Origin of the sequence: Burkholderia sp. 22088 (assembly GCF_052045915.1) — a bacterium.
GTDB classification, from domain to species: domain Bacteria; phylum Pseudomonadota; class Gammaproteobacteria; order Burkholderiales; family Burkholderiaceae; genus Burkholderia; species Burkholderia cepacia.
Genome location: NZ_JBQEPY010000019.1, coordinates 103,372 through 123,987, shown reverse-complemented (window position 1 = coordinate 123,987; position 20,616 = coordinate 103,372). Strand labels below are relative to the sequence as shown.

16 protein-coding genes and 1 pseudogene are annotated in these 20,616 nt (G+C 68.7%); 8 read left to right on the top strand and 9 right to left on the bottom strand.

From position 1 onward, the window contains the following. Nucleotides 1-15: 15 nt before the first annotated feature. Nucleotides 16-1,191 (bottom strand): vWA domain-containing protein, encoded by a 1,176-nt coding sequence (locus ACTJLD_RS31490; protein WP_034190734.1) that lies wholly within the window; start codon nucleotides 1,189-1,191, stop codon nucleotides 16-18. A 27-nt stretch (nucleotides 1,192-1,218) separates the two neighbouring features. Next, nucleotides 1,219-2,061, bottom strand: coding sequence for an AAA family ATPase (locus tag ACTJLD_RS31485; RefSeq protein ID WP_021158556.1), 843 nt, complete (start codon nucleotides 2,059-2,061; stop codon nucleotides 1,219-1,221). 235 nt (nucleotides 2,062-2,296) lie between these two features. Here ACTJLD_RS31485 and ACTJLD_RS31480 point away from each other — a divergent pair, with 235 nt between their 5' ends. Further along, nucleotides 2,297-2,656: a c-type cytochrome gene (locus ACTJLD_RS31480; protein ID WP_021158557.1), complete on the top strand. Its 360-nt coding sequence runs from the start codon at nucleotides 2,297-2,299 to the stop codon at nucleotides 2,654-2,656. Between the two features lie 38 nt (nucleotides 2,657-2,694). Beyond that, entirely contained in the window at nucleotides 2,695-3,054 is a 360-nt protein-coding gene (locus ACTJLD_RS31475) for a c-type cytochrome (RefSeq protein WP_027786804.1), read from the top strand. A gap of 99 nt (nucleotides 3,055-3,153) precedes the next feature. Here the strand turns inward: ACTJLD_RS31475 and ACTJLD_RS31470 are convergent, their stop codons facing one another. Continuing rightward, on the bottom strand, nucleotides 3,154-3,588 hold the full coding sequence (locus tag ACTJLD_RS31470; RefSeq protein ID WP_027786805.1) for a DUF1841 family protein: 435 nt from the start codon (nucleotides 3,586-3,588) through the stop codon (nucleotides 3,154-3,156). 272 nt (nucleotides 3,589-3,860) lie between these two features. Here ACTJLD_RS31470 and ACTJLD_RS31465 point away from each other — a divergent pair, with 272 nt between their 5' ends. After that, complete coding sequence (locus ACTJLD_RS31465) at nucleotides 3,861-4,790, top strand: DMT family transporter (protein ID WP_059688848.1); 930 nt, start codon at nucleotides 3,861-3,863, stop codon at nucleotides 4,788-4,790. Nucleotides 4,791-4,933: 143 nt separating this feature from the next. Here the strand turns inward: ACTJLD_RS31465 and nth are convergent, their stop codons facing one another. Continuing rightward, nucleotides 4,934-5,578: an endonuclease III gene (gene nth, locus ACTJLD_RS31460; RefSeq protein WP_042976184.1), complete on the bottom strand. Its 645-nt coding sequence runs from the start codon at nucleotides 5,576-5,578 to the stop codon at nucleotides 4,934-4,936. Continuing rightward, nucleotides 5,575-6,558, bottom strand: a complete 984-nt coding sequence (gene rsxB, locus ACTJLD_RS31455) for an electron transport complex subunit RsxB (RefSeq protein WP_124545835.1) — start codon at nucleotides 6,556-6,558, stop codon at nucleotides 5,575-5,577. Before rsxB ends, nth begins: the two co-directional genes overlap by 4 nt. Nucleotides 6,559-6,714: 156 nt before the next feature. Here rsxB and ACTJLD_RS31450 point away from each other — a divergent pair, with 156 nt between their 5' ends. After that, complete coding sequence (locus ACTJLD_RS31450; RefSeq protein ID WP_021161256.1) at nucleotides 6,715-7,347, top strand: TetR family transcriptional regulator; 633 nt, start codon at nucleotides 6,715-6,717, stop codon at nucleotides 7,345-7,347. Between the two features lie 87 nt (nucleotides 7,348-7,434). On the opposite strand, the gene ACTJLD_RS31445 is transcribed toward ACTJLD_RS31450, so the two are convergent. Together ACTJLD_RS31445 and ACTJLD_RS31440 are read right to left on the bottom strand one after the other, a co-directional pair. Further along, nucleotides 7,435-8,913, bottom strand: coding sequence for a polyhydroxyalkanoate depolymerase (locus ACTJLD_RS31445; RefSeq protein WP_060172950.1), 1,479 nt, complete (start codon nucleotides 8,911-8,913; stop codon nucleotides 7,435-7,437). Nucleotides 8,914-9,124: 211 nt separating this feature from the next. Then, nucleotides 9,125-10,954, bottom strand: a complete 1,830-nt coding sequence (locus ACTJLD_RS31440; RefSeq protein WP_021161258.1) for a glycoside hydrolase family 15 protein — start codon at nucleotides 10,952-10,954, stop codon at nucleotides 9,125-9,127. Nucleotides 10,955-11,120: 166 nt separating this feature from the next. Here ACTJLD_RS31440 and ACTJLD_RS31435 point away from each other — a divergent pair, with 166 nt between their 5' ends. Continuing rightward, complete coding sequence (locus ACTJLD_RS31435) at nucleotides 11,121-12,365, top strand: lactonase family protein (protein WP_027786811.1); 1,245 nt, start codon at nucleotides 11,121-11,123, stop codon at nucleotides 12,363-12,365. A gap of 94 nt (nucleotides 12,366-12,459) precedes the next feature. On the opposite strand, the pseudogene ACTJLD_RS31430 reads toward ACTJLD_RS31435, so the two are convergent. Both ACTJLD_RS31430 and ACTJLD_RS31425 read right to left on the bottom strand, forming a co-directional pair. Then, nucleotides 12,460-14,937 (bottom strand): annotated as a pseudogene (locus tag ACTJLD_RS31430) (DNA translocase FtsK); the annotation flags it as partial. Between the two features lie 2,633 nt (nucleotides 14,938-17,570). Further along, complete coding sequence (locus ACTJLD_RS31425; protein WP_059697969.1) at nucleotides 17,571-18,116, bottom strand: META domain-containing protein; 546 nt, start codon at nucleotides 18,114-18,116, stop codon at nucleotides 17,571-17,573. 213 nt (nucleotides 18,117-18,329) lie between these two features. Here ACTJLD_RS31425 and purT point away from each other — a divergent pair, with 213 nt between their 5' ends. The 3 genes from purT to ACTJLD_RS31410 all read left to right on the top strand — a co-directional run bounded on the left by purT (nucleotide 18,330) and on the right by ACTJLD_RS31410 (nucleotide 20,210). Continuing rightward, on the top strand, nucleotides 18,330-19,544 hold the full coding sequence (gene purT / locus ACTJLD_RS31420) for a formate-dependent phosphoribosylglycinamide formyltransferase (RefSeq protein ID WP_059590653.1): 1,215 nt from the start codon (nucleotides 18,330-18,332) through the stop codon (nucleotides 19,542-19,544). Between the two features lie 18 nt (nucleotides 19,545-19,562). Continuing rightward, nucleotides 19,563-19,748 carry a DUF6726 family protein gene (locus tag ACTJLD_RS31415; RefSeq protein ID WP_027786814.1) on the top strand — a complete coding sequence of 62 codons (186 nt, stop codon included), beginning with the start codon at nucleotides 19,563-19,565 and terminating at the stop codon, nucleotides 19,746-19,748. A gap of 81 nt (nucleotides 19,749-19,829) precedes the next feature. Then, nucleotides 19,830-20,210 (top strand): MliC family protein, encoded by a 381-nt coding sequence (locus tag ACTJLD_RS31410; protein WP_021161266.1) that lies wholly within the window; start codon nucleotides 19,830-19,832, stop codon nucleotides 20,208-20,210. Nucleotides 20,211-20,616 lie beyond the last annotated feature (406 nt).

Sequence of the window (20,616 nt, the reverse complement as noted above, 5' to 3'; positions counted from 1 at the left end):
GCTTGGTGGGTGTCGTTACTTGCTGAGTGCGCGCATCGCGGTTTCGAGGCCCGCGAGCGTGAGCGGATACATGCGATGGCCGAGCAGGTCGCGGATCACCGCGACCGACTGCCGGTATTCCCATAGCCGCTCGGGCTCCGGGTTCAGCCATGCATGATGGGGGAACTGGTCGGCGAGGCGGCGCAGCCACACGGCGCCGGCTTCCGGGTTGTTGTATTCGACCGAGCCGCCGGGCTGCAGCACTTCGTACGGGCTCATCGTCGCGTCGCCGACGAAGATCAGCTTGTAGTCGGGCGTGAACTTGTGCAGCACGTCCCACGTCGCGGTGCGTTCCGAGTGGCGGCGGCGGTTGTTCTTCCACAGGTGGTCGTACACGCAGTTGTGGAAGTAGAAGAACTCCAGGTGCTTGAATTCGGCCTTCGCGGCCGAGAACAGCTCTTCGGTGCGCTTGATGTGATCGTCCATCGAGCCGCCGACGTCGAGCAGCATCAGCACCTTCACGTTGTTGTGGCGCTCGGGCACCATCCGCAGGTCGAGCCAGCCCGCGTTCGCGGCGGTGCTGCGGATCGTGCCGGGCAGGTCGAGCTCCTCGGCTGCGCCTTCGCGCGCGAAGCGGCGCAGCCGCCGCAGCGCGACCTTGATGTTGCGCGTGCCGATCTCGACGGAATCGTCGTAGTCGCGGTATGCGCGCGCCTCCCACACCTTGACCGCGGTGCGGTTGCCGTTCGACGGGCCGCCGATGCGCACGCCTTCCGGGTTGTAGCCGCCGTGCCCGAACGGCGACGTGCCGCCGGTGCCGATCCACTTGTTGCCGCCTTCGTGGCGCTCCTTCTGCTCGTCGAGCAGTGCCTTCAGGCGCTCCATCAGCTTGTCGAGCCCGCCCATCGCCTCGATCTGCGCCTTCTCCTCCGGCGACAGCTCGCGCTCGAGGCGCTTTTCGAGCCAGTCGAGCGGAATGTCGAACGCTTCGGACGGCAGCGCGGACACGCCGTGGAAATAGGCGCCGAATGCCTGGTCGAACTTGTCGAAGTACTGCTCGTCCTTGACGAGCGTCATCCGTGCGAGGAAGTAGAACGCGTCGATCGACGGCGAGATCAGCCCGGCCTTCAGCGATTCGAGCAGCGTCAGGTATTCCTTCACCGAGACGGGCAGCTTGGCTGCGCGCAGCGCGTAGAAGAAATTGAGCAGCATGGCCGGGCCTTCGCGGGTGAGGGGGAATTACCGGTTGTGCCGGTTCATGTAGACGAGCCGCTCGAGCAGGCTCAGGTCCTGCTCGTTCTTCAGCAGCGCGCCCGCGAGCGGCGGCACGATCTGCTTCGCGTCCGCGCCGCGCAGCGCGTCGGCCGGGATGTTCTCGGCGAGCAGCAGCTTCAGCCAGTCGAGCAGCTCGGACGTCGACGGCTTCTTCTTCAGGCCCGACACGCCGCGCAATTCGAAGAAACTTTCGAGCGCCGCGCGCAGCAGCTCCTCGCGGATGTCGGGGAAGTGCACCGCGACGATCTTCTGCATCGTCGACGGGTCGGGGAACTGGATGTAGTGGAAGAAGCAGCGGCGCAGGAACGCGTCGGGCAACTCCTTCTCGTTGTTCGACGTGATGATGACGAGCGGGCGGTGCTTCGCACGGACCGTCTCGCGCGTCTCGTACACGTGGAATTCCATCCGGTCGAGCTCGCGCAGCAGGTCGTTCGGGAATTCGATGTCGGCCTTGTCGATCTCGTCGATCAGCAGCACGCTCGGGTGCTCGGCATCGAACGCCTGCCACAGCACGCCCTTGACGATGTAGTTCGAGATGTCCTTCACGCGCTCGTCGCCGAGCTGCGAATCGCGCAGCCGCGACACGGCGTCGTATTCGTACAGGCCCTGCTGCGCCTTGGTGGTCGACTTGATGTGCCACTGCAGCAGCGGCATGTCGAGCGCGGCGGCCACTTCCTCGGCGAGCATGGTCTTGCCGGTGCCGGGCTCGCCCTTGATCAGCAGCGGGCGTTGCAGCGTCAGCGCGGCATTGACCGCGAGCTTCAGATCGTCGGTGGCGACGTAGTGCGAGGACCCTTCGAAACGCATGGCGGCGCTCTTCTCAATCGCGAAAAAAACCCAGTATAAGTCAGAAGGGCTGTCCGGTTGGGCCGCGCCCGCGTATCGTTGCGGGACTGTGGCGGGGGCGCCTTGTGGACGGGTTCCCCGCCGACGCGGTACAATCTGGCCGTTTTTTTTGGCCTGCGTGGCGACCGACAAGCAAAACGGCGCGGGCCGTTGCCGCTTCGGCGCCAGTTTCCCCTCAAGCTAGGTTACAAGAGCTATGAACAAATTCGTCGGCAAACACGTCGTTGTCGCAGCGCTCGTGGCGCTCGCGGGCAGCGCGCAGGCGGCCGGTGTGGTCGGCAACCCGAAGGACGGGGCGAGCAAGGTCGCCATGTGCATCGGTTGCCACGGCATCCAGGACTACCGCGCGGCGTACCCGGAGGTCTACCGGGTGCCTGTCCTCGGCGGCCAGAACCAGCAATACCTCGAGAACGCGCTGAAGGCCTACCGCAAGAAGGATCGTCACTTCCCGTCGATGAATGCGATCGCCGGTTCGCTGACGGACCAGGACATCGCGGATCTGTCGGCGTACTACGCCGCCCAGAAGGCCGACTCGAAGGACAACCCCTACAAGTAAGCGCGCGCCGCCGATCTCTCGGCGGGACAGGAGCATTCATGAACAACGCATTCAAGACGGCGGCGGTTGCACTGGCGGCCGGCCTCGCGATCGGTACCGCGCACGCGGCGGACATCACGAAGGGCAAGGAACTGGTCGAATCGCACAACTGCGCCGCCTGCCACGGCGCGCAGATGAACAAGCCGATCAACGCCGAATATCCGCGCCTCGCCGGCCAGCATGCCGACTACCTCGTGTGGGCGATGCGCCAGTACCAGATGGGCCTGACGAATCCGCTGCTCGGCCGCAACAACGCGATCATGCAGGCACAGGTGCAGAGCCTGTCGGTCAGCGACATGAAGGACATCGCGGCCTACATCGAGTCGCTGAAAGAGACCGATCTCGTGTTCAAGAAGTAAGCGCGACGGGCCCGGCAGGCCCGCGCAGCAAGGATACCCCGCCCCGGCGGGGTATTTTTTTGCCCGCGCGCCGGCGCCCGCGGGGCGCCGCGGCGGCGCTCAGTCGCGCGATGCGCGGCGCAGGATGCGCTGCAGGTACGCGTCGGTATCGGGCGGCGTGTTCGTGCGCTGGGCTTCCCAGATCGTCTCGCCGAGGCATTCCATGATCACGTGCTGCGCGTCGTGGGTCGAGTCGAGCTTCGCCGCGAGCTTGTCGTGCGCGGCGCGGATGCCGGGCGGCTGGTCGATCGACAGCTGCTCGCTGATCGCGAGATGCATCGACAGGTGCAGGAACGGGTTCGTGCGGCCTTCCTCGGGCGTGTACTCGCGCGCGGTGGCGCCATCGGCGTCGGCGAGTTCGTCGTGGTATTCGGGATGCTCGACGATCCAGTCGGCTGCCATCGCTTCCAGCGGCGTCAGGATCTCGCCGGCGCGCTGCTTGCGCCAGGTCTCGGTGAAAAAGCGACGCACTTCGTCGCGGCTTGGATTGAACATGGTGGGGAAACGTCGTGATTCGGACGGCTTGATGCCGCGTCGCGCATTGTACGCCGGGTCGGCGGGCGGCGCAGGCGGCGGGTTTGGCGCGATCGCGTGGCCGCAGCGGCGGGGGTTCCGCGGGCCTTGCGGGTGAGCGGCGCGGGCCGGTGGCGTGCGCCGCCGGTGCCGGGTAACGGGTAAGCGCGGGGTAAGCGCGGGCTAGGCTCGCGGCCGCCGCGCCGTTACACTCCAACGCTTCCCGTCACCGCACCGTTCTCATCCGTTCCGTCATGACCGCCACCGCTCGCCCATCGTCCGCAGCCCTGCAGGGCACGCTTTACGTCGCGCTATCCGCCGCCGCGTTCGGCGCGATGGCGATCTTCGGCCGCTACGCGTATGCGGCCGGTGTCGACGTGCTCGGGCTGCTGATCGTGCGCTTCGCGATCGGCGGCGCGGTGCTCGCCGCGATCGCACGGCATCGCCGCGTCACGTGGCCGCGCGGGCGCGCGCTTGCGCCGCTCGTGGCGATGGGCGCGCTCGGCTACGTCGGGCAGTCGTTCTGCTACTTCAGCGCGCTGCAGCACGCGCAGGCGAGCCTTGTCGCGCTGCTGCTGTACCTGTATCCGGCCTTCGTCACGCTGCTGGCCGCGTGGTGGCTCGGCGAGCACCTCACGCGCGCGAAGGCCGTCGCGCTCGTGCTGTGCGTCGCGGGTTCGGCGCTGATGGTCGGCGGCGGGCATGGCGAGCCGCTCGGGATCGCGCTCGCGCTGGCCGCCGCGGTGATCTATTCGCTGTACATCGTCGGCGGCACGAAGGCGACGCGCGGCGTCGATCCGCTCGCGACCACCGCGATCATCTGCCTGTCGGCGACCGCGACGCTCGTGGCGATCGCCGTCGTGCGGACCGCGGCGTTCGGCGCGCCGCCGCGCTGGCCCGCGACGGCCGGCGGCTGGGCGTCGATGCTTGCGATCGCACTCGTGTCGACGGTCGCGGCGATGATCGCGTTCTTTGCGGGGCTCGAACGGCTTGGGGCCGCGCGCACGTCGATGCTGTCGACGCTCGAACCGGTCGTGACGGTCGCGCTGGCGGCGTTGCTGTTCGGCGAGGCGCTGTCGCCGCTGCAGTGGGCGGGCGGCGTCGCGATCCTGGCTGCCGTGCTGGCGCTGGTGCGCGCGGGCGGCGCGGCGGCCGACGATGCGACCGCGACCTCCAACGCATAGTCGGGAAGGGGAAAGCGGCGGCGCGGATGGCTACGCGCTGTCGCGGCCGCGGTTTGCCGGCGGAGGGCGGCCGGTGGGGCGTGCGTCGAGCGTCGGGCCGCATGGCGTCCGGCGGTTTGCGGCAGGCCGGCCGCGGTTGCGCGTCACTCGTTGGGCGGCGGGGTCTTCGGCCTGAATTCGCACAGCGGCTCGATCGCGCAATGCCAGCATTCGGGCTTGCGGGCCTTGCACACGTAGCGACCGTGCAGGATCAGCCAGTGATGCGCGTCCTGCAGGAACTCCTTCGGCGTGAACTTCTCGAGCGCGGCCTCGACGGCGCGCACGTCCTTGCCCGGCGCGAGCCCCGTGCGGTTCGCAACGCGGAAGATGTGCGTGTCCACCGCGATCGTCGGCTGGCCGAACGCGGTGTTCAACACGACGTTCGCGGTCTTGCGGCCGACGCCCGGCAGGCCTTCCAGCGCTTCGCGATCGGCCGGCACCTCGCCGTCGTAGCGGTCGAGCAGGATCCGGCACGTCGCGACCACGTTCTTCGCCTTGGTCCGGTACAGGCCGATCGTCTTGATGTACTCGGTGACGCCTTCTTCGCCGAGTGCGACGATTTGTCGCGGGGTGTTCGCGACCGGAAACATCTTCCGCATCGCCTTGTTGACCGATACGTCGGTCGCCTGAGCGGACAGCATCACGGCGATCAGCAGCTCGAACGGCGTCGAGTATTCGAGCTCGGTGGTCGGATGCGGATTGAGGCTCTGCAGCGTTTCGTAGATCGCGCGTCGTTTGCTGGCGTTCATGGAGCGTTCTGGTCGGGCGGTGCGGACGGGCCGTCGTTGCCTGCGTCGTTTTCTTCGTCGTTGCCGCTCGCGGCCGCCGCTTCGGCGTCGCGTTGGGCCTGCTGTTCCGCGAGCCGCTTGCGGCGCGCCTCGGCGGCGTCGATCTGTGCCTGGACTGCCGCGCTCACGCCCTCGGTGTTCTTCGGCCCGGCACCTTGCCCGGACAGTTCTTCCTTCTTCTTGCGCGCACGCTCGAGCGCGGCGGCGATGATCGCGCGCTTCTTCGCTTCGGCGTCGTCCGCAGCCGGTGCGGCGGATGGCGTTCCCGCGGGGGCCGCGGCCGGCTTCGCGGCGCTGGCCGCGCGGCGTGCGGCCGCACGCGCTTCGGCGGCTTCGCGCTCGCGGCGCTGGCGCGCGAGCCGCAGGTCGTGGCGTTCGCGTGCGGCATCGGCCTGTTCCTGTGACCACGCGTCCCAGCCGGTGCGTTCGCCGGTCACGGGCAGCATTGCGATGCAGTCGACCGGGCAGGGCGGCACGCACAGGTCGCAACCCGTGCACAGCGACTCGACGATCGTATGCATTTGCTTCGGCGCACCGACGATCGCGTCGACCGGGCACGCCTGCATGCACAGCGTGCAGCCAATGCACAGGCTTTCGTCGATGAAGGCGACGGCGCGCGGATGCTCGCTGCCGTTCACGGGGTTCAACGGAATCACGGGCTTGCCGAGCAGGCCCGCGAGGCGCGCGATGCCTTCGGCGCCGCCGGGTGGGCACTGGTTGTAGTTCGCGTCGCCGGCGGCGATCGCCTCGGCGTACGGCCGGCAGCCGTTATAGCCGCACTTCGTGCATTGCGTCTGGGGAAGCAGATCTTCGATGCGATCCGCAAGTGTTTTGGAGTCGGTCACGGTGACAACGGGCGCAGCGGCGCCGAATGGCTCTCGGCCGCTTCGGGCGCGGCCGGAAAGGTTTGCCAAAGCTCGATTATCGCCGATTTCCCGCATTGCGCTGGACGCCGTCTGTGCGCATAATCGAACCGCTTTTTTGCAGGGGCTCAGCAGGAGGGCGGCCGCCCGCGGCGCGCCCGTTCCAGGGCGGCCGGCGCCGAGGCGGTGGGGGTGCCGGTCCGGATCAAGCGGCTCACATAGCAAAACGCCACCATGAATCAGCCAAAAATCAAAAGAGATCCTGAAGGTACGCGCCGCCGCATCCTGATGGCGGCAGCCGAAGAGTTCGCGAGTGGAGGGCTGTTCGGTGCGCGCGTCGACCAGATCGCGCGCCGGGCCGAAACCAACGAGCGCATGCTCTATTACTACTTCGGCAGCAAGGAGCAGCTGTTCACGGCCGTGCTCGAACACGCGTTCTCCGCGCTGACCGAGGCCGAGCGCGTGCTCGACCTCGACGGCGTCGCGCCGGTGGAAGCCGTCACGCGGCTCGCGCATTTCGTCTGGGACTACTACCGCGACCATCCGGAACTGCTCAGGCTCATCAACAACGAGAACCTGCACGAAGCGCGCTACCTGCACAAGTCGACGCGGATCCGCGAGATGATGTCGCCGATCGTCGCGAAGCTCGGCAACGTGCTGACGCGCGGCCAGAAGGCCGGGCTGTTCCGCACCGACGTCGATCCGCTGCGCTTCTATGTGACGCTGTCGGGGCTCGGCTACTACATCGTGTCGAACCGCTTCACGCTCGCCGCGACGCTCGGCCGCGATTTCACCGACACCGACGAACGCGCCGAGATGGTCCGCATGAACACCGAGTTGCTGCTCGCGTATCTGCTGCGTCGCTGACGCACCGGCCGGCCGAAGCGGTCGAAGGATGCAAAAACGCCGCCGTGCGCAGGCAACGGCGGCGTTTTTTCGTCGGGACGCGGTGCGTCAGGCGGCCTTGCGCGTACGCACGGCCTTGACGCGCGGGCCGCCGGCGGCGCGTTTCGCGGCCGGTGCGGCCTTGGCCGGCGCCGCTGCGACTGCCTTGGCGGGGGCCTTCGCGCGCGTGCGCTTCGCCGCGGTGGCGCGCGTCGTTTCGAGCGGCGCATGGCTGGCCGGCACGGCGGAGAGCGTCTTGGGTGCCGGCGCATCCGCGGCATCCTTCGTCGCGCCGTGCTTCGGCTCCGGCGCATGCTCGCGGATGAAGTCGCGCAGTTGCGGATAGATGATCGTGCGCCAGCGGCGGCCCGAGAAAATCCCGTAGTGACCGCACTTCTCGGCGGTCAGGCTGCGACGCTGGTCCTGCGGGATGCCCGTGCACAGCTCATGCGCGACGTGCGTCTGGCCGCTGCCGGAGATGTCGTCGAGTTCGCCTTCGATCGTCATCAGCGCGGTACGCTTGATGTCCTGCGGACGCACGCGCTCGCCTTCGACATCCCACGTGCCCTCGGCCAGCCGGAATTCCTGGAACACGATGCGGATCGTCTCGAGGTAATACTCGGCGGCCATGTCGAGCACCGCGTTGTATTCGTCATAGAACTGGCGGTGCGCTTCGGCGTCTTCCTCGTCGCCGCGCAGCAGGCTCTGGTAGAAATCCCAGTGCGACTGTGCGTGCCGCTCCGGGTTCATCGCGACGAAACCCGTGTGCTGAAGGAAGCCCGGATACACCTGGCGGCCTTCGCCCGGGTAGTTCGCGGGCACCGTGTGGATCACGTTGTTCTCGAACCACGCGGTCGAGTGCTGCGTGGCGAGCGAATTCACCGACGTCGGGCTGCGGCGCGCATCGATCGGGCCGCCCATCATCGTCATCGTGAGCGGCGTGTCCTCGCCGCGGCTCGCCATCAGCGAGATCGCCGCGAGCACCGGCACCGTCGGCTGGCACACCGAGATCACGTGCAGGTTGCGCGCGCCGATGTGACGGATGAATTCCTGGATATACGCGATGTAGTCGTGCAGGTGGAACGGGCCGACCTCGACCGGCACCATCCGCGCGTCGATCCAGTCGGTGATGTACACCTTGTGATCCTGCAGCAGCGTGCGCACGGTGTCGCGCAGCAGCGTCGAGTGGTGGCCCGACAGCGGCGCGCAGACCAGCACGACCGGCTCGTCCTTCAACTGCGTGACGGCGTCGGCGTCGTCCGAATAGCGCTTGAAGCGCAGCAGCCGGCAGAACGGCTTCTCGACGATCGTCTGCTCGACGATCGGGATGTTGTGGCCGTCCTTGACGATCTGGTGAATGTTGAACTCGGGCTTCTCGTAATCCTTGCCGAGCCGGTACATCAGCTCGTACGCGGCGGCCATCCGCGGCGCGCCGGGCATCAGCGAGAACGGGCTGGACGGATTGGCGAACGATTTGGACGCGGCCTGGGCCCAGGCCGTCAGCGGGCTCAGCATGGCTCGCTGGAATTCGTGCAGTTGGTAAAGCATGCAGACTACTCCCGCGTGGGGGACGGTGCGCAAGGGCGGCGTGAGGCGTCGCGGCGTGCCGTGTGGGTCAGCGGCCGGCCATGTTGCACTGCAGCCGGACAATCGCGTCGATCATATCGGACAACGATGGGTGGTGCAATGCAACATTTCCCCGATTTTTCATCAAAGTTTTGCGATTTGACGTTCTCTGAACAAGCCGCTCGCGTCCCGTTCAGCGCCCCGTGGCGACGGCCGGCGCCGGCTGGCCGGCCGCGCGCGCCATCGCGTCCTCGTGGTGCATCAGGTTCATCGCGGTATGCACGAGCGCCACGTGCGAGAACGCCTGCGGGAAATTGCCGACGAGCCGCCCGGCCACCGGGTCGTATTCCTCGGCGAGCAGCCCGAGGTCGTTCGACAGCGCGAGCAGCCGGCTGAACAGGCGGTGCGCGTCGTCGATCCGGCCCAGCAGCGCATAGTTGTCGACCAGCCAGAAACTGCACGCGAGAAACGTGCCTTCGCCGGGCGGCAGGCCGTCGTCGTATTCGGTCGTGCGGTAGCGCATCACGAGCCCGTCGTGCAGCAACTCCCGCTCGATCGCTTCGACCGTGCCGACGATGCGCGGATCTTCCGGCGGCAGGAAGCCGAGCAGCGGCATCAGCAGCACGCTCGCGTCGAGTTCGTCGCTGCCGTAGCTCTGTGCAAACGCCCGTTTGCTTTCGTGCCATGCGTTGTTGCACACGTCGGCATGGATCTGCTCGCGCAGCGCGCGCCAGCGGTCGAGCGAGCCGGGCAGCCGGAACATCTCCGCCGACTTGATCGCGCGGTCGAACGCGACCCACGCCATCACCTTCGAGAACGTGAAATGGCGGCGGCCGCCGCGCGTTTCCCAGATGCCTTCGTCGGGCTCCTGCCAGATCTTCTCGAGATGGTCGAGCAGCGCGCACTGCACCGACCACACCGTGTCGTCGGCCTGCAGGCCGCCCACGCGCGCGAGGTGCAGCGCGGCCATCACCTCGCCGAACACGTCGAGCTGGAGCTGGTTCGCGGCGCCGTTGCCCACGCGCACCGGCTTCGAGTCCTGGTAGCCGGGCAGCCAGTCGAGTTCCATTTCCGGCAGCCGGCGTTCGCCGGCGATCCCGTACATGATCTGGATCTGTTCGGGCGAGCCCGCCATCACGCGGCCGAGCCACGTGCGCCACGCGCGCGCCTCGTCGTAGTAGCCGCCGCGCATCAGCGCGAGCAGCGTGATCGTCGCGTCGCGCAGCCAGCAGTAGCGGTAGTCCCAGTTGCGATTGCCGCCGATCTTCTCGGGCAGCGACGTGGTCGGCGCCGCGACGATCCCGCCGGTCGGCTCGTACGCCAGCGCCTTCAGCGTGATCAGCGAACGGCGCACGGCGGCCGCGTAGCGGCCCTGCACCTGGCAGCGGCCCGACCATTCGAGCCAGTAGTTCTCGGTGCGTGCGAGCATCGACAGCGGATCGCGTGCGGGCGGCAGCCGCATGTGCGACGCCGCATAGCTGAGCGAGAACGGCACGCGTTCATCGGCGTTCACGGTGAATTCCGCGAGCGTATGGAGGTTCTTGCCGGTGAGCGGTACCGGCGTGCGCAGCACGACGGTGTCAGGGCCCGCGATCGCCTTCATGCCGTCCTCGCGGGTCAGCTGCGTGACCCACGGAATCGAGAAACCGTAGTCGAAGCGCAGCACGAGCTCCATGCGCATCTTCATCGTGCCGTGGCGGCCGATGACGATCCGCACCAGCTCGGACCAGCCGTTGCCGGGCGGCATGAAGTCGACCACGGTGACGGCACCGTCGGCGCTTTCGTAGTCGGTTTCGAGAATCAGCGTGTCGCCGCGATAGCGGCGCGACGTGTGCGTGATCGCGGCATCGGCGGCCGGCGCGAGCAGCCAGCGGCCGTGCTCGGGGGTGCCGAGAAGCGCCGCGAAGCAGGCGCCCGAATCGAAGCGGGGCCAGCACAGCCAGTCTACGGAGCCGTCTTTGGCGACCAGCGCGGCGGTGTGGCCGTCGCCGACGAGGGCGTAGTCTTCGATCAGGGCAGGCATGGGCAGGCGATCCTTGGGTATTCGAGTTCACAATGCGGACGGCGGCGGCCAAGGCTTCACGCGCGGGCGCCGCGCCCCGTATACTCGGCCGGGCGGCGGAGCGCATGAACGGCCGGCGTTTCGTCCTATCTCAACACTTGAAGCGACTCGATGCAAGGAGGATTCAATGCCCAACCGTTTACGCGAGCGTGACGCACGCGCTTCGACACGAGGGTTCCCGCTTAGGCTCGCTCACTGGATGAAAGGTTTCGCGATCGTGCTCTCCCTTTCCGCGACCCATGCATTTGCGCAGCAATCGCCCGCTCCGGCCGACGGCGTGTACAACCTGCTCGTGGGCACCTACACGGGCGGCGGCAGCGACGGGATCTATGTTTACCGCTTCGATACGAAAACCGGCAGCGTCGCGCCGGTGTCGTCGGCGAAGACGGTGAATCCGTCGTATCTGTTGCCGAGCCGCGACGGTCGTACCGTCTACGCGGTCAACGAACTGCCCGGCGACGACGGGCCGGCGTCGCAGCGCGGCGGCGTCAGCGCCTTCCGCTTCGACGCGAAGACGGGCGCGCTGAGCTTCATCGACCGCGTGTCGTCGGAAGGGAACGATCCTTGCTATCTCGCGTTGTCGCCGGACGGCAAGTACCTCGTGACGGCCAATTACTCGGTCGCGAAGGATCCGGGCGGCAGCTTCGCGGTGTTTCCGCTGCGCGACGACGGCGCGGTCGGCCAGGCCGTGCTGACGGTGCACCACGAGGGCACGGGGCCCGTGAAGGGCCGCCAGGACGGCGCGCACGTGCATTCGACGGTGTTTTCGCCGGATGGCCATTACCTGTTCGTACAGGATCTCGGCGCGGACAAGGTCTACGGCTACCGGTACACGGTGGACGGCAGCCGCGGGCTGATCAGCCCGACCGACACGCGCTACACGCCGGTCAAGGCGGGTTCGGGCCCGCGTCACATGGTGTTCAGCGCCGACGGCCGGTACGCGTACGTGACGAGCGAGCTCAACGCGGCGGTCGAGGTGTTCGGCTACCACGACGGCAAGCTGACGCCGGTCGAGACCGTATCGATGACCGCGCCGGGCTTCAAGGGCAAGGTCGGCGGCGGTGCGATCCACCTGTCGCCTGACGGCCGCTTCCTCTACGTGAGCAACCGCGGCGATGCGAACGACCTGGTGATCTACGCGGTGAACCAGGCCGACGGCCGGTTGAAGCCCGTCGGCCGCCAGTCGAGCCTCGGCAAGACGCCGCGCGAGTTCCTGATCGACCCGACCGGCAAGTGGCTGATCGTCGGCAACCAGGACAGCGATACGTTCTACGTGTTCAGCCGCAATGTGGAAACGGGGCAACTGGGCCCGAATCCGCAGAAGGTGGCGGTCGGCAAGCCGGTCGACTTCAAGCTGGTGCCGGTGCAGTAAATGACAAAGGGCGCTGCCGATGCAGCGCCCTTTGCTTTCCGGGGCGGCCGGTTTCCCGGTGGCCCGCATCGGTGGACGGCGGCGGCGGCCGCGCTCAGTCGGCCGCGGCCGGCACGAGCACCTCGCGGCTGCCGTTGATGCCCATCGGCGACACCAGCCCGGCCGCCTCCATCTGCTCGACGAGGCGTGCGGCGCGGTTGTAGCCGATGCGCAACTGCCGCTGCACCGACGAGATCGACGCGCGCCGCGTGCGCACGACGAACGCGACGGCTTCGTCGTACAGCGGATCGGCCTCCGCGTCCGGCGCATCGCCGAACAGGTCCTGCGTTGCGCCGTCGGCGGCCGGGCCGTCGAGGATTCCTTCCTCGTACTGCGGTTCGCCGAACTGTTTCAGGTACTCGACGATCCGGTGCACTTCCTCGTCGGCGACGAATGCGCCGTGCACGCGCTGCGGATAACCGGTGCCCGGCGGCAGGAACAGCATGTCGCCCATCCCGAGCAGCGATTCGGCGCCCATCTGGTCGAGAATCGTGCGCGAGTCGATCTTCGACGACACCTGGAACGCGACGCGCGTCGGGATGTTCGCCTTGATCAGGCCCGTGATCACGTCGACGGACGGGCGCTGCGTCGCGAGGATCAGGTGGATGCCGGCCGCGCGCGCTTTCTGCGCGAGACGGGCGATCAGTTCCTCGATCTTCTTGCCGGCCACCATCATCAGGTCGGCCAGCTCGTCGATCACGACGACGATCAGCGGCAGCGTCGACAGCGGCTCGGGGTCCTCGGGCGTCAGCGAGAACGGGTTGCCGATCTTCTTTTCCTTCGCTTCGGCATCGCGGATCTTCTGGTTGAAGCCCGCGAGGTTGCGCACGCCGACGGCCGACATCAGCCGGTAGCGCTTCTCCATCTCGCCGACGCACCAGTTCAGCGCGTTGGCCGCGAGCTTCATGTCGGTGACGACCGGCGCGAGCAGGTGCGGGATGCCTTCGTAGACCGACAGCTCCAGCATCTTCGGGTCGATCATGATGAGCCGCACGTCCTCGGGTGTCGCCTTGTACAGCAGCGACAGGATCATCGCGTTGATCGCGACCGACTTGCCCGAGCCCGTCGTGCCCGCGACGAGCATGTGCGGCGCCTTCGCGAGATCGGTGACGACCGGATGGCCGGTGATGTCCTTGCCCATCGCGATCGTCAGTTGCGAGGCCGAGTGCTGGTACTGGCGCGACTCGAGGATTTCCGACAGGCGGATCATCTGGCGCTTCGCATTCGGCAGTTCGAGGCCCATGCAGGTCTTGCCGGGAATCGTCTCGACGACGCGGATCGACGTGAGGCCGAGGCCGCGCGACAGGTCCTTCATCAGCCCGACGATCTGGCTGCCCCGCACGCCGAGCGCGGGTTCGATCTCGAAGCGCGTGATCACGGGGCCGGCCGATGCGCCGACCACCGTTACCGGCACCTTGAATTCCTGCAGTCGCTGTTCGATGACCTGCGCGGTTTGCGCGAGGTGTTCGTCGGTGATCGTTTCGATGTCGTCGGACGCGGGTTCGAGCAGGTCGAGGGTCGGCAGTTCGACGTTGAACGTCGCGGGCGCGTGGAATTCGAACGCGTTCGGGCGCGGCGGGCGGGCGGGGGTGTCGGGGGCCGGTGCGGCGGGTTCGGTTGTTGCCGCGGCGGCGGTCGCTTCTGCCGGCGGGGCAGCGGGAATCGCCGGTACGGGCGTGACCGCCGCCGGTGCGGACAGGCTCGCGCCGGGGAATGTCGTGGCAGGTTGCGGGGCAGCGGCTGCCGGTGTCGCGGCGACGTTCGGCACGTGCCAGCTTGCCGGCGACGAGGCCGGGGCGGGCGGGGCTGCGAACGTCGTGGCTTCGATCGCGGCAGGTGCGGAAGCGATCGACGGAGTCGGTATCGCGGCGGTTGCCCCGAAGGACGGCAGCGAGCCGGTCGGAGCGACGGGCGAGCCGGAGATCGGTTGCGCCGGAGTCGCTGCGGCGGACGTGATCGGTGCGACGGCGCCGGGGGACGGTGCAGTCGTGTCGGAAACGGCCGGAGGCACGGGCAGGCTTGCGGCCGGCTGCGGTGCGACCGCGCCGGAGGTGCCGAACGTGCCGAATGTCGTACCCGTCGATGAGCTTGCCGGGTTGGCCGGCGCCGACGCCGGCGCCGGCGCCGGCGAGCCGGACGCGGTGTTCACGGGCATCGCGGCAGCGAGCGCGGGTGCGACAGCCGGTGCGGGCGCGGTCGAACCGAATGTCGAAGCCGACGTGCCGGCCGTCGACGGAGTCACGACGGGCGATGTGGGCATCGATGCACGGGGGAACGAACCGTAAGTCGTGCCCGTTTCGCTAACCGGGGCTGTCGACGCAACCGATGCAACGGTCGATGTCGACGCGGCCGGCTGCGAAGGCGAAGCCGACGCAGTACCAGTTACGCCGACCGGGGATGCCGATGGGGCGGATGTAGCGGTCGATGCCAATGCGGCCGGCTGCGACAGCGAAGCCGACGCAGTACCGGTTACGCCGACCGGGGATGCCGATGGGGCGGATGTAGCGGTCGATGCCAATGCGGCCGGCTGCGACAGCGAAGCCGACGCAGTACCGGTTTCGCCGACCAGGGATGCCGATGGGGCGGATGCAACGGTCGATGCCGATGCGGCCGGCTGCGAAAGCGAAGCCAACGCAGCGCCGGTTGCGCCGATTGCGGATGTCGACGCGACTGATGCAGCGGTCGATGCCGACGCAGGCGACTGAGCAGGCGAACCGGATGTCGTGCCGGTCACGCGATCCGTTGAAGTGGTCTCGGCGACAGGCGATGTCTCCGAAGCGAATGCAGGTGCTTGCGCGGCAAAGCCTTGAGCGGTGCCGACGAGCGGCGACGCAGCAGCCGAAGCCGTCTGCGTTGCGGCGGCAAACGGTTGAGCGGCGACCGGCGATTTCGGCAATTCCACGGCGGCGGTCGTATTCGTCGGGGCAGATCGTGCCGTCGACGGTTTCCAAGTCCATTCCGCTGCCGGCGCGGAGTCTTGGGCGCTTGCCGACGGCGGTGCCGCAGGTTCTGCTGTGTCTGCCTTGATGGCTTCCGGTGCTGCACCCGACGCAGCCGATCCCGACGTTGCCGACACCGCCGCAAACGGCCTGGCTTCGGCACTTGCGCGCGACGTCGTTTCGGTGATCGGCGAAGAGGGGAGGGCCGCGAACGGTGCGATGTTCCCTGTCGCTTTCACGTCGGCGTGCGCATCGTCGATGCCCTGCGGCACGCGGGCCGATGCGATGTGATCGATTGCGGGAGCCGGTTGCGCCGTGTACCTGTCGTCGTTATCGACGGGTGCCGGCAGATTGCTCGCGGCGATGTCGTGAGCCGCCTCGCGCCTGGGTTGCGCGGCGGCAGCATCGACCGGTTCCGATCCCGTCGCGTCCGTCGACGACTCGGCGGCCGGGTTCCACGCGGATGCGTCGAACGCGGAAACCGGCCGGCTGGCGAGGTCTTCCCACGGTGCGAGGTCGATGGGCGCGTCGAACGAGGCTGAGGGTGCGGACGGGATTCCCGGCGTCGGCGCGGCAGGCGCATCGTCGGCGTACCGGATCTCGTCGTCGGCGTGATGCGAAAACGCGGCATCGTCGCTGCCGGTATTTGGCAGCGCGTGCGGGGCGGCCGCGTCGAGCGCCACGGTGCCCGCATCGGCACCCGGTGCATGAACAGCGGGTGCCGCCGGCATGAACGCGTCGAGCACGATCGGTGCGTTGTCGTCGTACGCCGGCGCCGCATCGTGCGCGAGCGATACCGTGGCGTCATGCGCGGCGAGGCCGTGGGTCGCGGCGGCGATCCCGGTCGGCACGGCCGGCATGGTCGATGCGGCCGCCGATGCCGGCGCCGCAACGCCGGCTGCTGCCACGGCCACACCGGCCACGGTAGCGGCTGCGGCGGCAGCGTGCCCGGCGTCGGCCGGCTGCGCACCGCCCAGCGTCGCCCATTGCGCGGTGCTGGCCTCGATCGAGCGCAGCGTGTCGTGCACGCTCGGTGCCGGCGCGATCGGCGCGGCGGGTTTTTCCGTCCATGCATAGAGCGGCGCACGCGCCGGCGTTTGCGGCGCCGGACGACGTCGTGCCGTATCCGCAGGCTGACCGGCCGAACCTGCGCCTGCGACGGGGCGTACCAGCGGACGCTGCGGCTGCGCGGCGGCCGGCCGCGGCGTGACCGTGGTACGCGGCGTAGTCGGCTTCAATGCGGCCGTGGCCGGTCGCGCGGCTGTCGGCCGCGGGCGGACGGGTTCGAATCCGACGGGAAGCGGGGCTGGATCGGGGCGCGGGACCTGCGAATTCGCCGCTGCGCGCGCCAGGCTCGCGGTGCTGCCGGTCGTCGGTGGCGGCATCGCGCTGGCCGGGGGGATCGGTGCGGGCTGCGTCGGCGCGCGCTGGGGCGCGGTCGGCTTCAACCAGCCCGACGGCGCGACGGGTTCCACGTGGGGGCGCGGGGGCGTGCTGCTGCGCGGCTTCGGCCGCGCCTGCGGATCGGGTTTCCACAGCGTCGGACGCGAATACCGGCCGTTCTGGCGCGGCGCCATCGAATTGACGGTGTGCGCGGTGGTCGGCTGTACGACATCGTCGTCGCGATGCAGCGCGCTGCGCGGCAGGTCGGCAATGCCGCGGGCGTCGTCGTCGCCGCCGTCGCGCGACAGCTTGACGCCGAACGACGTGTCGACCCAGGCGGCGAACTGCCGCCAGCCGATGCCGGTCAACCAGGGCAGCCCGGCGAAGAACAGCACGACCATCGCGACCGGCGTGCCGATCGGGCCGAGCACGCGGGCGAAGCCTGCCGAGAACGCATGGCCGAGCGCGTTCGTGTCGGGGCCCGACAGCGGGCTCGTCAGCGTGCAGCTGGCCACGAACACCGCGGCGAAGCCGAGCCACAGACGGATCGAGCCGCGGCCGGCGAGCCCGCCGCCGCCGGGCAGCATCGCCTGCACGAGACGCCAGAAGAGAAGGAGGAACCAGACGGCGGAGATGCCGAACCAGCCGAAGACAACCGTGTGCATGCTTTGAAACAGGAGTGGGGAGGGGCGCGCGGGGCGCGACCCGCCGAGTTTAACCGGCCGGCGAACAAGACTCTAACGCGGCGTGCATCCGCTTCACGCCGCGCACGTGGGTGCGCGGCACACGCGCGTGGCGCGCCACGCGAAGGCGGTCGGTCGGCCTTCGCGCGCGCGGTGCTGCATCAGGGGCTCCGGTGCGTGAAGGTCAGCGTTGCGCCGGACGCGGTCACGATCTGCAATTGCTGCGGCTCGCGCATCTGCACGCCGGTCTTGTCGATGTGGGCGAGTGCGTCGAGGTACGCGGGTTCGAGTTGGCCGCCGAGCGTATTCGGGCAGGCCATCCGCGTGCCGGCGAGCGGCCCGAAGCTCAACAGGCCGTTCTTGATCGCGTAGGTGCCCATGTAGCGGTTGCAGCCCGAGAACCCGCTCGCGCGCCGGATGCCCGACTCGGTCGACAGCGCGAGCTTGATCGGCTCGCCGTTGTCGCCGTGCGGGATCGCGCGCTGCGTGCCGTCGGCGTTCAGCCAGCTGGTGAGCTCCCAGCTCGTGTCGTCGAGCAGCTGGACGGCGGCCGGGTTGTACGGGTCGGGCGCGGGGGCGGCGGAATCGGGGTGGGTCGGCATCGCGCAGGCGGCGAGAAGCGTGGCAAGCGTCAACGCGCAGAGCGGCGCGCGCAACGGGCGAAGCAGGCCGGTGCGTGCGCGTGCGGCCGCGGACAGGTGGGACATGAGCCTCGTTCCTCATCGGATTCTGATCAAGGCGTAAGAGTAACGCACCCGCCCCGCGGCAGGCGAGCCGACACTTCGCGCGTGAAAACGTTCGCAGCCCGCTCGCGAGCGGCCCGACGCGGGGCGGCGGCACGGCGAAACGCGCCAAACCGGTGTCGTGGCGCGTGTTAACATCGGAGCCGTTTTCGTCCTCCACCAGAAGCGGGTAATCACATGCAGATCGGTCAGCGGCTCGGTACGCCGCTCTCATCCTCGGCCACGCGCGTCATGCTGCTCGGCGCCGGCGAGCTCGGCAAGGAAGTCATCATCGCGTTGCAGCGTCTCGGTGTCGAAGTCATCGCGGTCGACCGCTATCCGGACGCACCCGGCCATCAGGTCGCGCATCGTGCGCACGTGATCGACATGACCGACGCCGCCGCGCTGCGCGCGATCGTCGAGGCCGAACGCCCGCACCTGATCGTGCCCGAGATCGAGGCGATCGCGACCGACGCGCTCGCGGCGATCGAGGCGGCCGGTCTCGCCGAGGTGATCCCGACCGCGCGCGCGACGCAGCTCACGATGAACCGCGAAGGGATCCGCCGGCTCGCGGCCGAGGAGCTCGGCCTGCCGACGTCCCCGTATGCGTTCGCGGATTCGTTCGAAGCGTTCAGCGCGGCCGTCGCGAAGATCGGCATGCCGTGCGTCGTGAAACCCGTGATGTCGTCGTCGGGCAAGGGGCAGTCGGTCGTGAAGACCGAAGCCGACGTGAAGCCGGCGTGGGACTACGCAATGGCGGGCGGGCGCGTGAACCACGGCCGCGTGATCGTCGAAGGCTTCATCGATTTCGACTACGAGATCACGCAGCTCACCGTGCGCGCGATCGATCCGGCGACGGACGCCACGCGCACCTATTTTTGCGAGCCGGTCGGCCACGTGCAGGTGGCGGGCGACTACGTCGAGTCGTGGCAGCCGCAGCCGATGAGCGCGGCGGCGCTCGAGAAGTCGCGCGAAATCGCGCACAAGGTCACCGAGGCGCTCGGCGGGCGCGGGCTGTTCGGCGTCGAGCTGTTCGTGCGCGGCGACGACGTGTGGTTCTCCGAGGTGAGCCCGCGGCCGCACGATACGGGCCTCGTCACGCTCGCGTCGCAGCGCCAGTCGGAGTTCGAGCTGCACGCGCGTGCGATTCTCGGGCTGCCGGTCGATCCGGCGCTCGGTTCGCCGGCCGCGTCGGCCGTGATCTACGGCGGGCTCGACGAGCGCGGCATCGCGTTCGAAGGCGTGCGCGACGCGCTTGCGGTGCCGGGCGCCGACCTGCGCCTGTTCGGCAAGCCGGAAAGTTTTGCGAAGCGGCGCATGGGCGTCGCGCTGGCGACCGGTGCGACCGTCGACGAAGCCCGCGAACGCGCGAAGCGTGCCGCTGCGGCCGTCCGGCCCGTGTCGGCGCGCTGACGTAACCAGGAGAGGACGATGACGCCAAGGTGGCTGCGTATCGGAAAGCTGGGCGCCGCACTGGCGCTGGTCGCGAGTCTCGCGGGTTGCGGCGTCGCGGCCGCGCCGTGCCGGGTGGCCTCGGCCGGGCTCAAGATCGTGCCGCTCGTCGGCCATCTCGCGGCCGCGCCGACCGACGCGTGTGCCGACGTCATCGATCCCTGATCACGCTATACGACGCGATCGCCAACAATAATTGCGCGCCCCGCGAGGGCGCGTTTCCACCCGTCTCGTGAGAGGACCTGCATGATTCGCCAAACGCTCGCCGCGCTCGCGCTCGCCGGCACCGCCGTTTCCGTCGCGCATGCCGCGCAACTGACCGTCGAAGAGATCGACGCCGATTCGCGCCAGTTCGCCGTCTACCAGTGCGCGAACCAGAAACAGCCCGTGCGCGTGTCGTACTGGCTCGCGGGCAACGGCCAGAGCTTCGCGCTCGTGCCGGTCAACGGGAAGCAGATGCTGTTCGTCGACACCGTGTCGGCGTCCGGCGCGCGCTATCAGGCCGGCCGCTATACGTGGTGGACGAAGGGCAAGGAAGCGACGCTGCGCGACGAGATCGCCGACCAGAATGCGCCGCCGCTGCTGGGCGACTGCGTCCAGGTCGAGAAGAAAAAGAAGAAGGGCTGAGCGACGGGCGGGAACGTGGGGCGTGCCTGGCGGTGGCAGCGGGCGGCAGGCTTTCTGGTGTGACTGCGTGGCACGCGGGCCGGCGGCGGGCGATCCGGTGAGGCGATCCGGCAAGACGATCCGGCAAGGCGATCCGGCAAGGCGATCCGGCAAGGCGATCCGGCAAGGCGATCCGGCAAGGCGATCCGGCAAGGCGATCCGGAATCTGACCCCTGAAATTATCCGTCGACCGATCGGGATAGCCCGATAGGGGCATTCGTCGACCGCGCGGGCCTGCCCGGGCCCGTCGCGCGTACCGCCGTTGGGGCCGTTCGCGGCGTTGTCACGGACAGATGGCTGCGCAGTGCTACAATACGCCCCTTTCCGCCGGCATTCGCGCCGAACGGAGTCCGCACGGCCTGGCGTC

Bases quoted from the DNA above. Each gene is read 5' to 3' on its own strand.
- ACTJLD_RS31490 (WP_034190734.1), bottom strand. From the start codon at position 1,191: ATGCTGCTCAATTTCTTCTACGCGCTGCGCGCAGCCAAGCTGCCCGTC.
- ACTJLD_RS31485 (WP_021158556.1), bottom strand. From the start codon at position 2,061: ATGCGTTTCGAAGGGTCCTCGCACTACGTCGCCACCGACGATCTGAAG.
- ACTJLD_RS31480 (WP_021158557.1), top strand. From the start codon at position 2,297: ATGAACAAATTCGTCGGCAAACACGTCGTTGTCGCAGCGCTCGTGGCG.
- ACTJLD_RS31475 (WP_027786804.1), top strand. From the start codon at position 2,695: ATGAACAACGCATTCAAGACGGCGGCGGTTGCACTGGCGGCCGGCCTC.
- ACTJLD_RS31470 (WP_027786805.1), bottom strand. From the start codon at position 3,588: ATGTTCAATCCAAGCCGCGACGAAGTGCGTCGCTTTTTCACCGAGACC.
- ACTJLD_RS31465 (WP_059688848.1), top strand. From the start codon at position 3,861: ATGACCGCCACCGCTCGCCCATCGTCCGCAGCCCTGCAGGGCACGCTT.
- nth (WP_042976184.1), bottom strand. From the start codon at position 5,578: ATGAACGCCAGCAAACGACGCGCGATCTACGAAACGCTGCAGAGCCTC.
- rsxB (WP_124545835.1), bottom strand. From the start codon at position 6,558: ATGCGGGAAATCGGCGATAATCGAGCTTTGGCAAACCTTTCCGGCCGC.
- ACTJLD_RS31450 (WP_021161256.1), top strand. From the start codon at position 6,715: ATGAATCAGCCAAAAATCAAAAGAGATCCTGAAGGTACGCGCCGCCGC.
- ACTJLD_RS31445 (WP_060172950.1), bottom strand. From the start codon at position 8,913: ATGCTTTACCAACTGCACGAATTCCAGCGAGCCATGCTGAGCCCGCTG.
- ACTJLD_RS31440 (WP_021161258.1), bottom strand. From the start codon at position 10,954: ATGCCTGCCCTGATCGAAGACTACGCCCTCGTCGGCGACGGCCACACC.
- ACTJLD_RS31435 (WP_027786811.1), top strand. From the start codon at position 11,121: ATGCCCAACCGTTTACGCGAGCGTGACGCACGCGCTTCGACACGAGGG.
- ACTJLD_RS31425 (WP_059697969.1), bottom strand. From the start codon at position 18,116: ATGTCCCACCTGTCCGCGGCCGCACGCGCACGCACCGGCCTGCTTCGC.
- purT (WP_059590653.1), top strand. From the start codon at position 18,330: ATGCAGATCGGTCAGCGGCTCGGTACGCCGCTCTCATCCTCGGCCACG.
- ACTJLD_RS31415 (WP_027786814.1), top strand. From the start codon at position 19,563: ATGACGCCAAGGTGGCTGCGTATCGGAAAGCTGGGCGCCGCACTGGCG.
- ACTJLD_RS31410 (WP_021161266.1), top strand. From the start codon at position 19,830: ATGATTCGCCAAACGCTCGCCGCGCTCGCGCTCGCCGGCACCGCCGTT.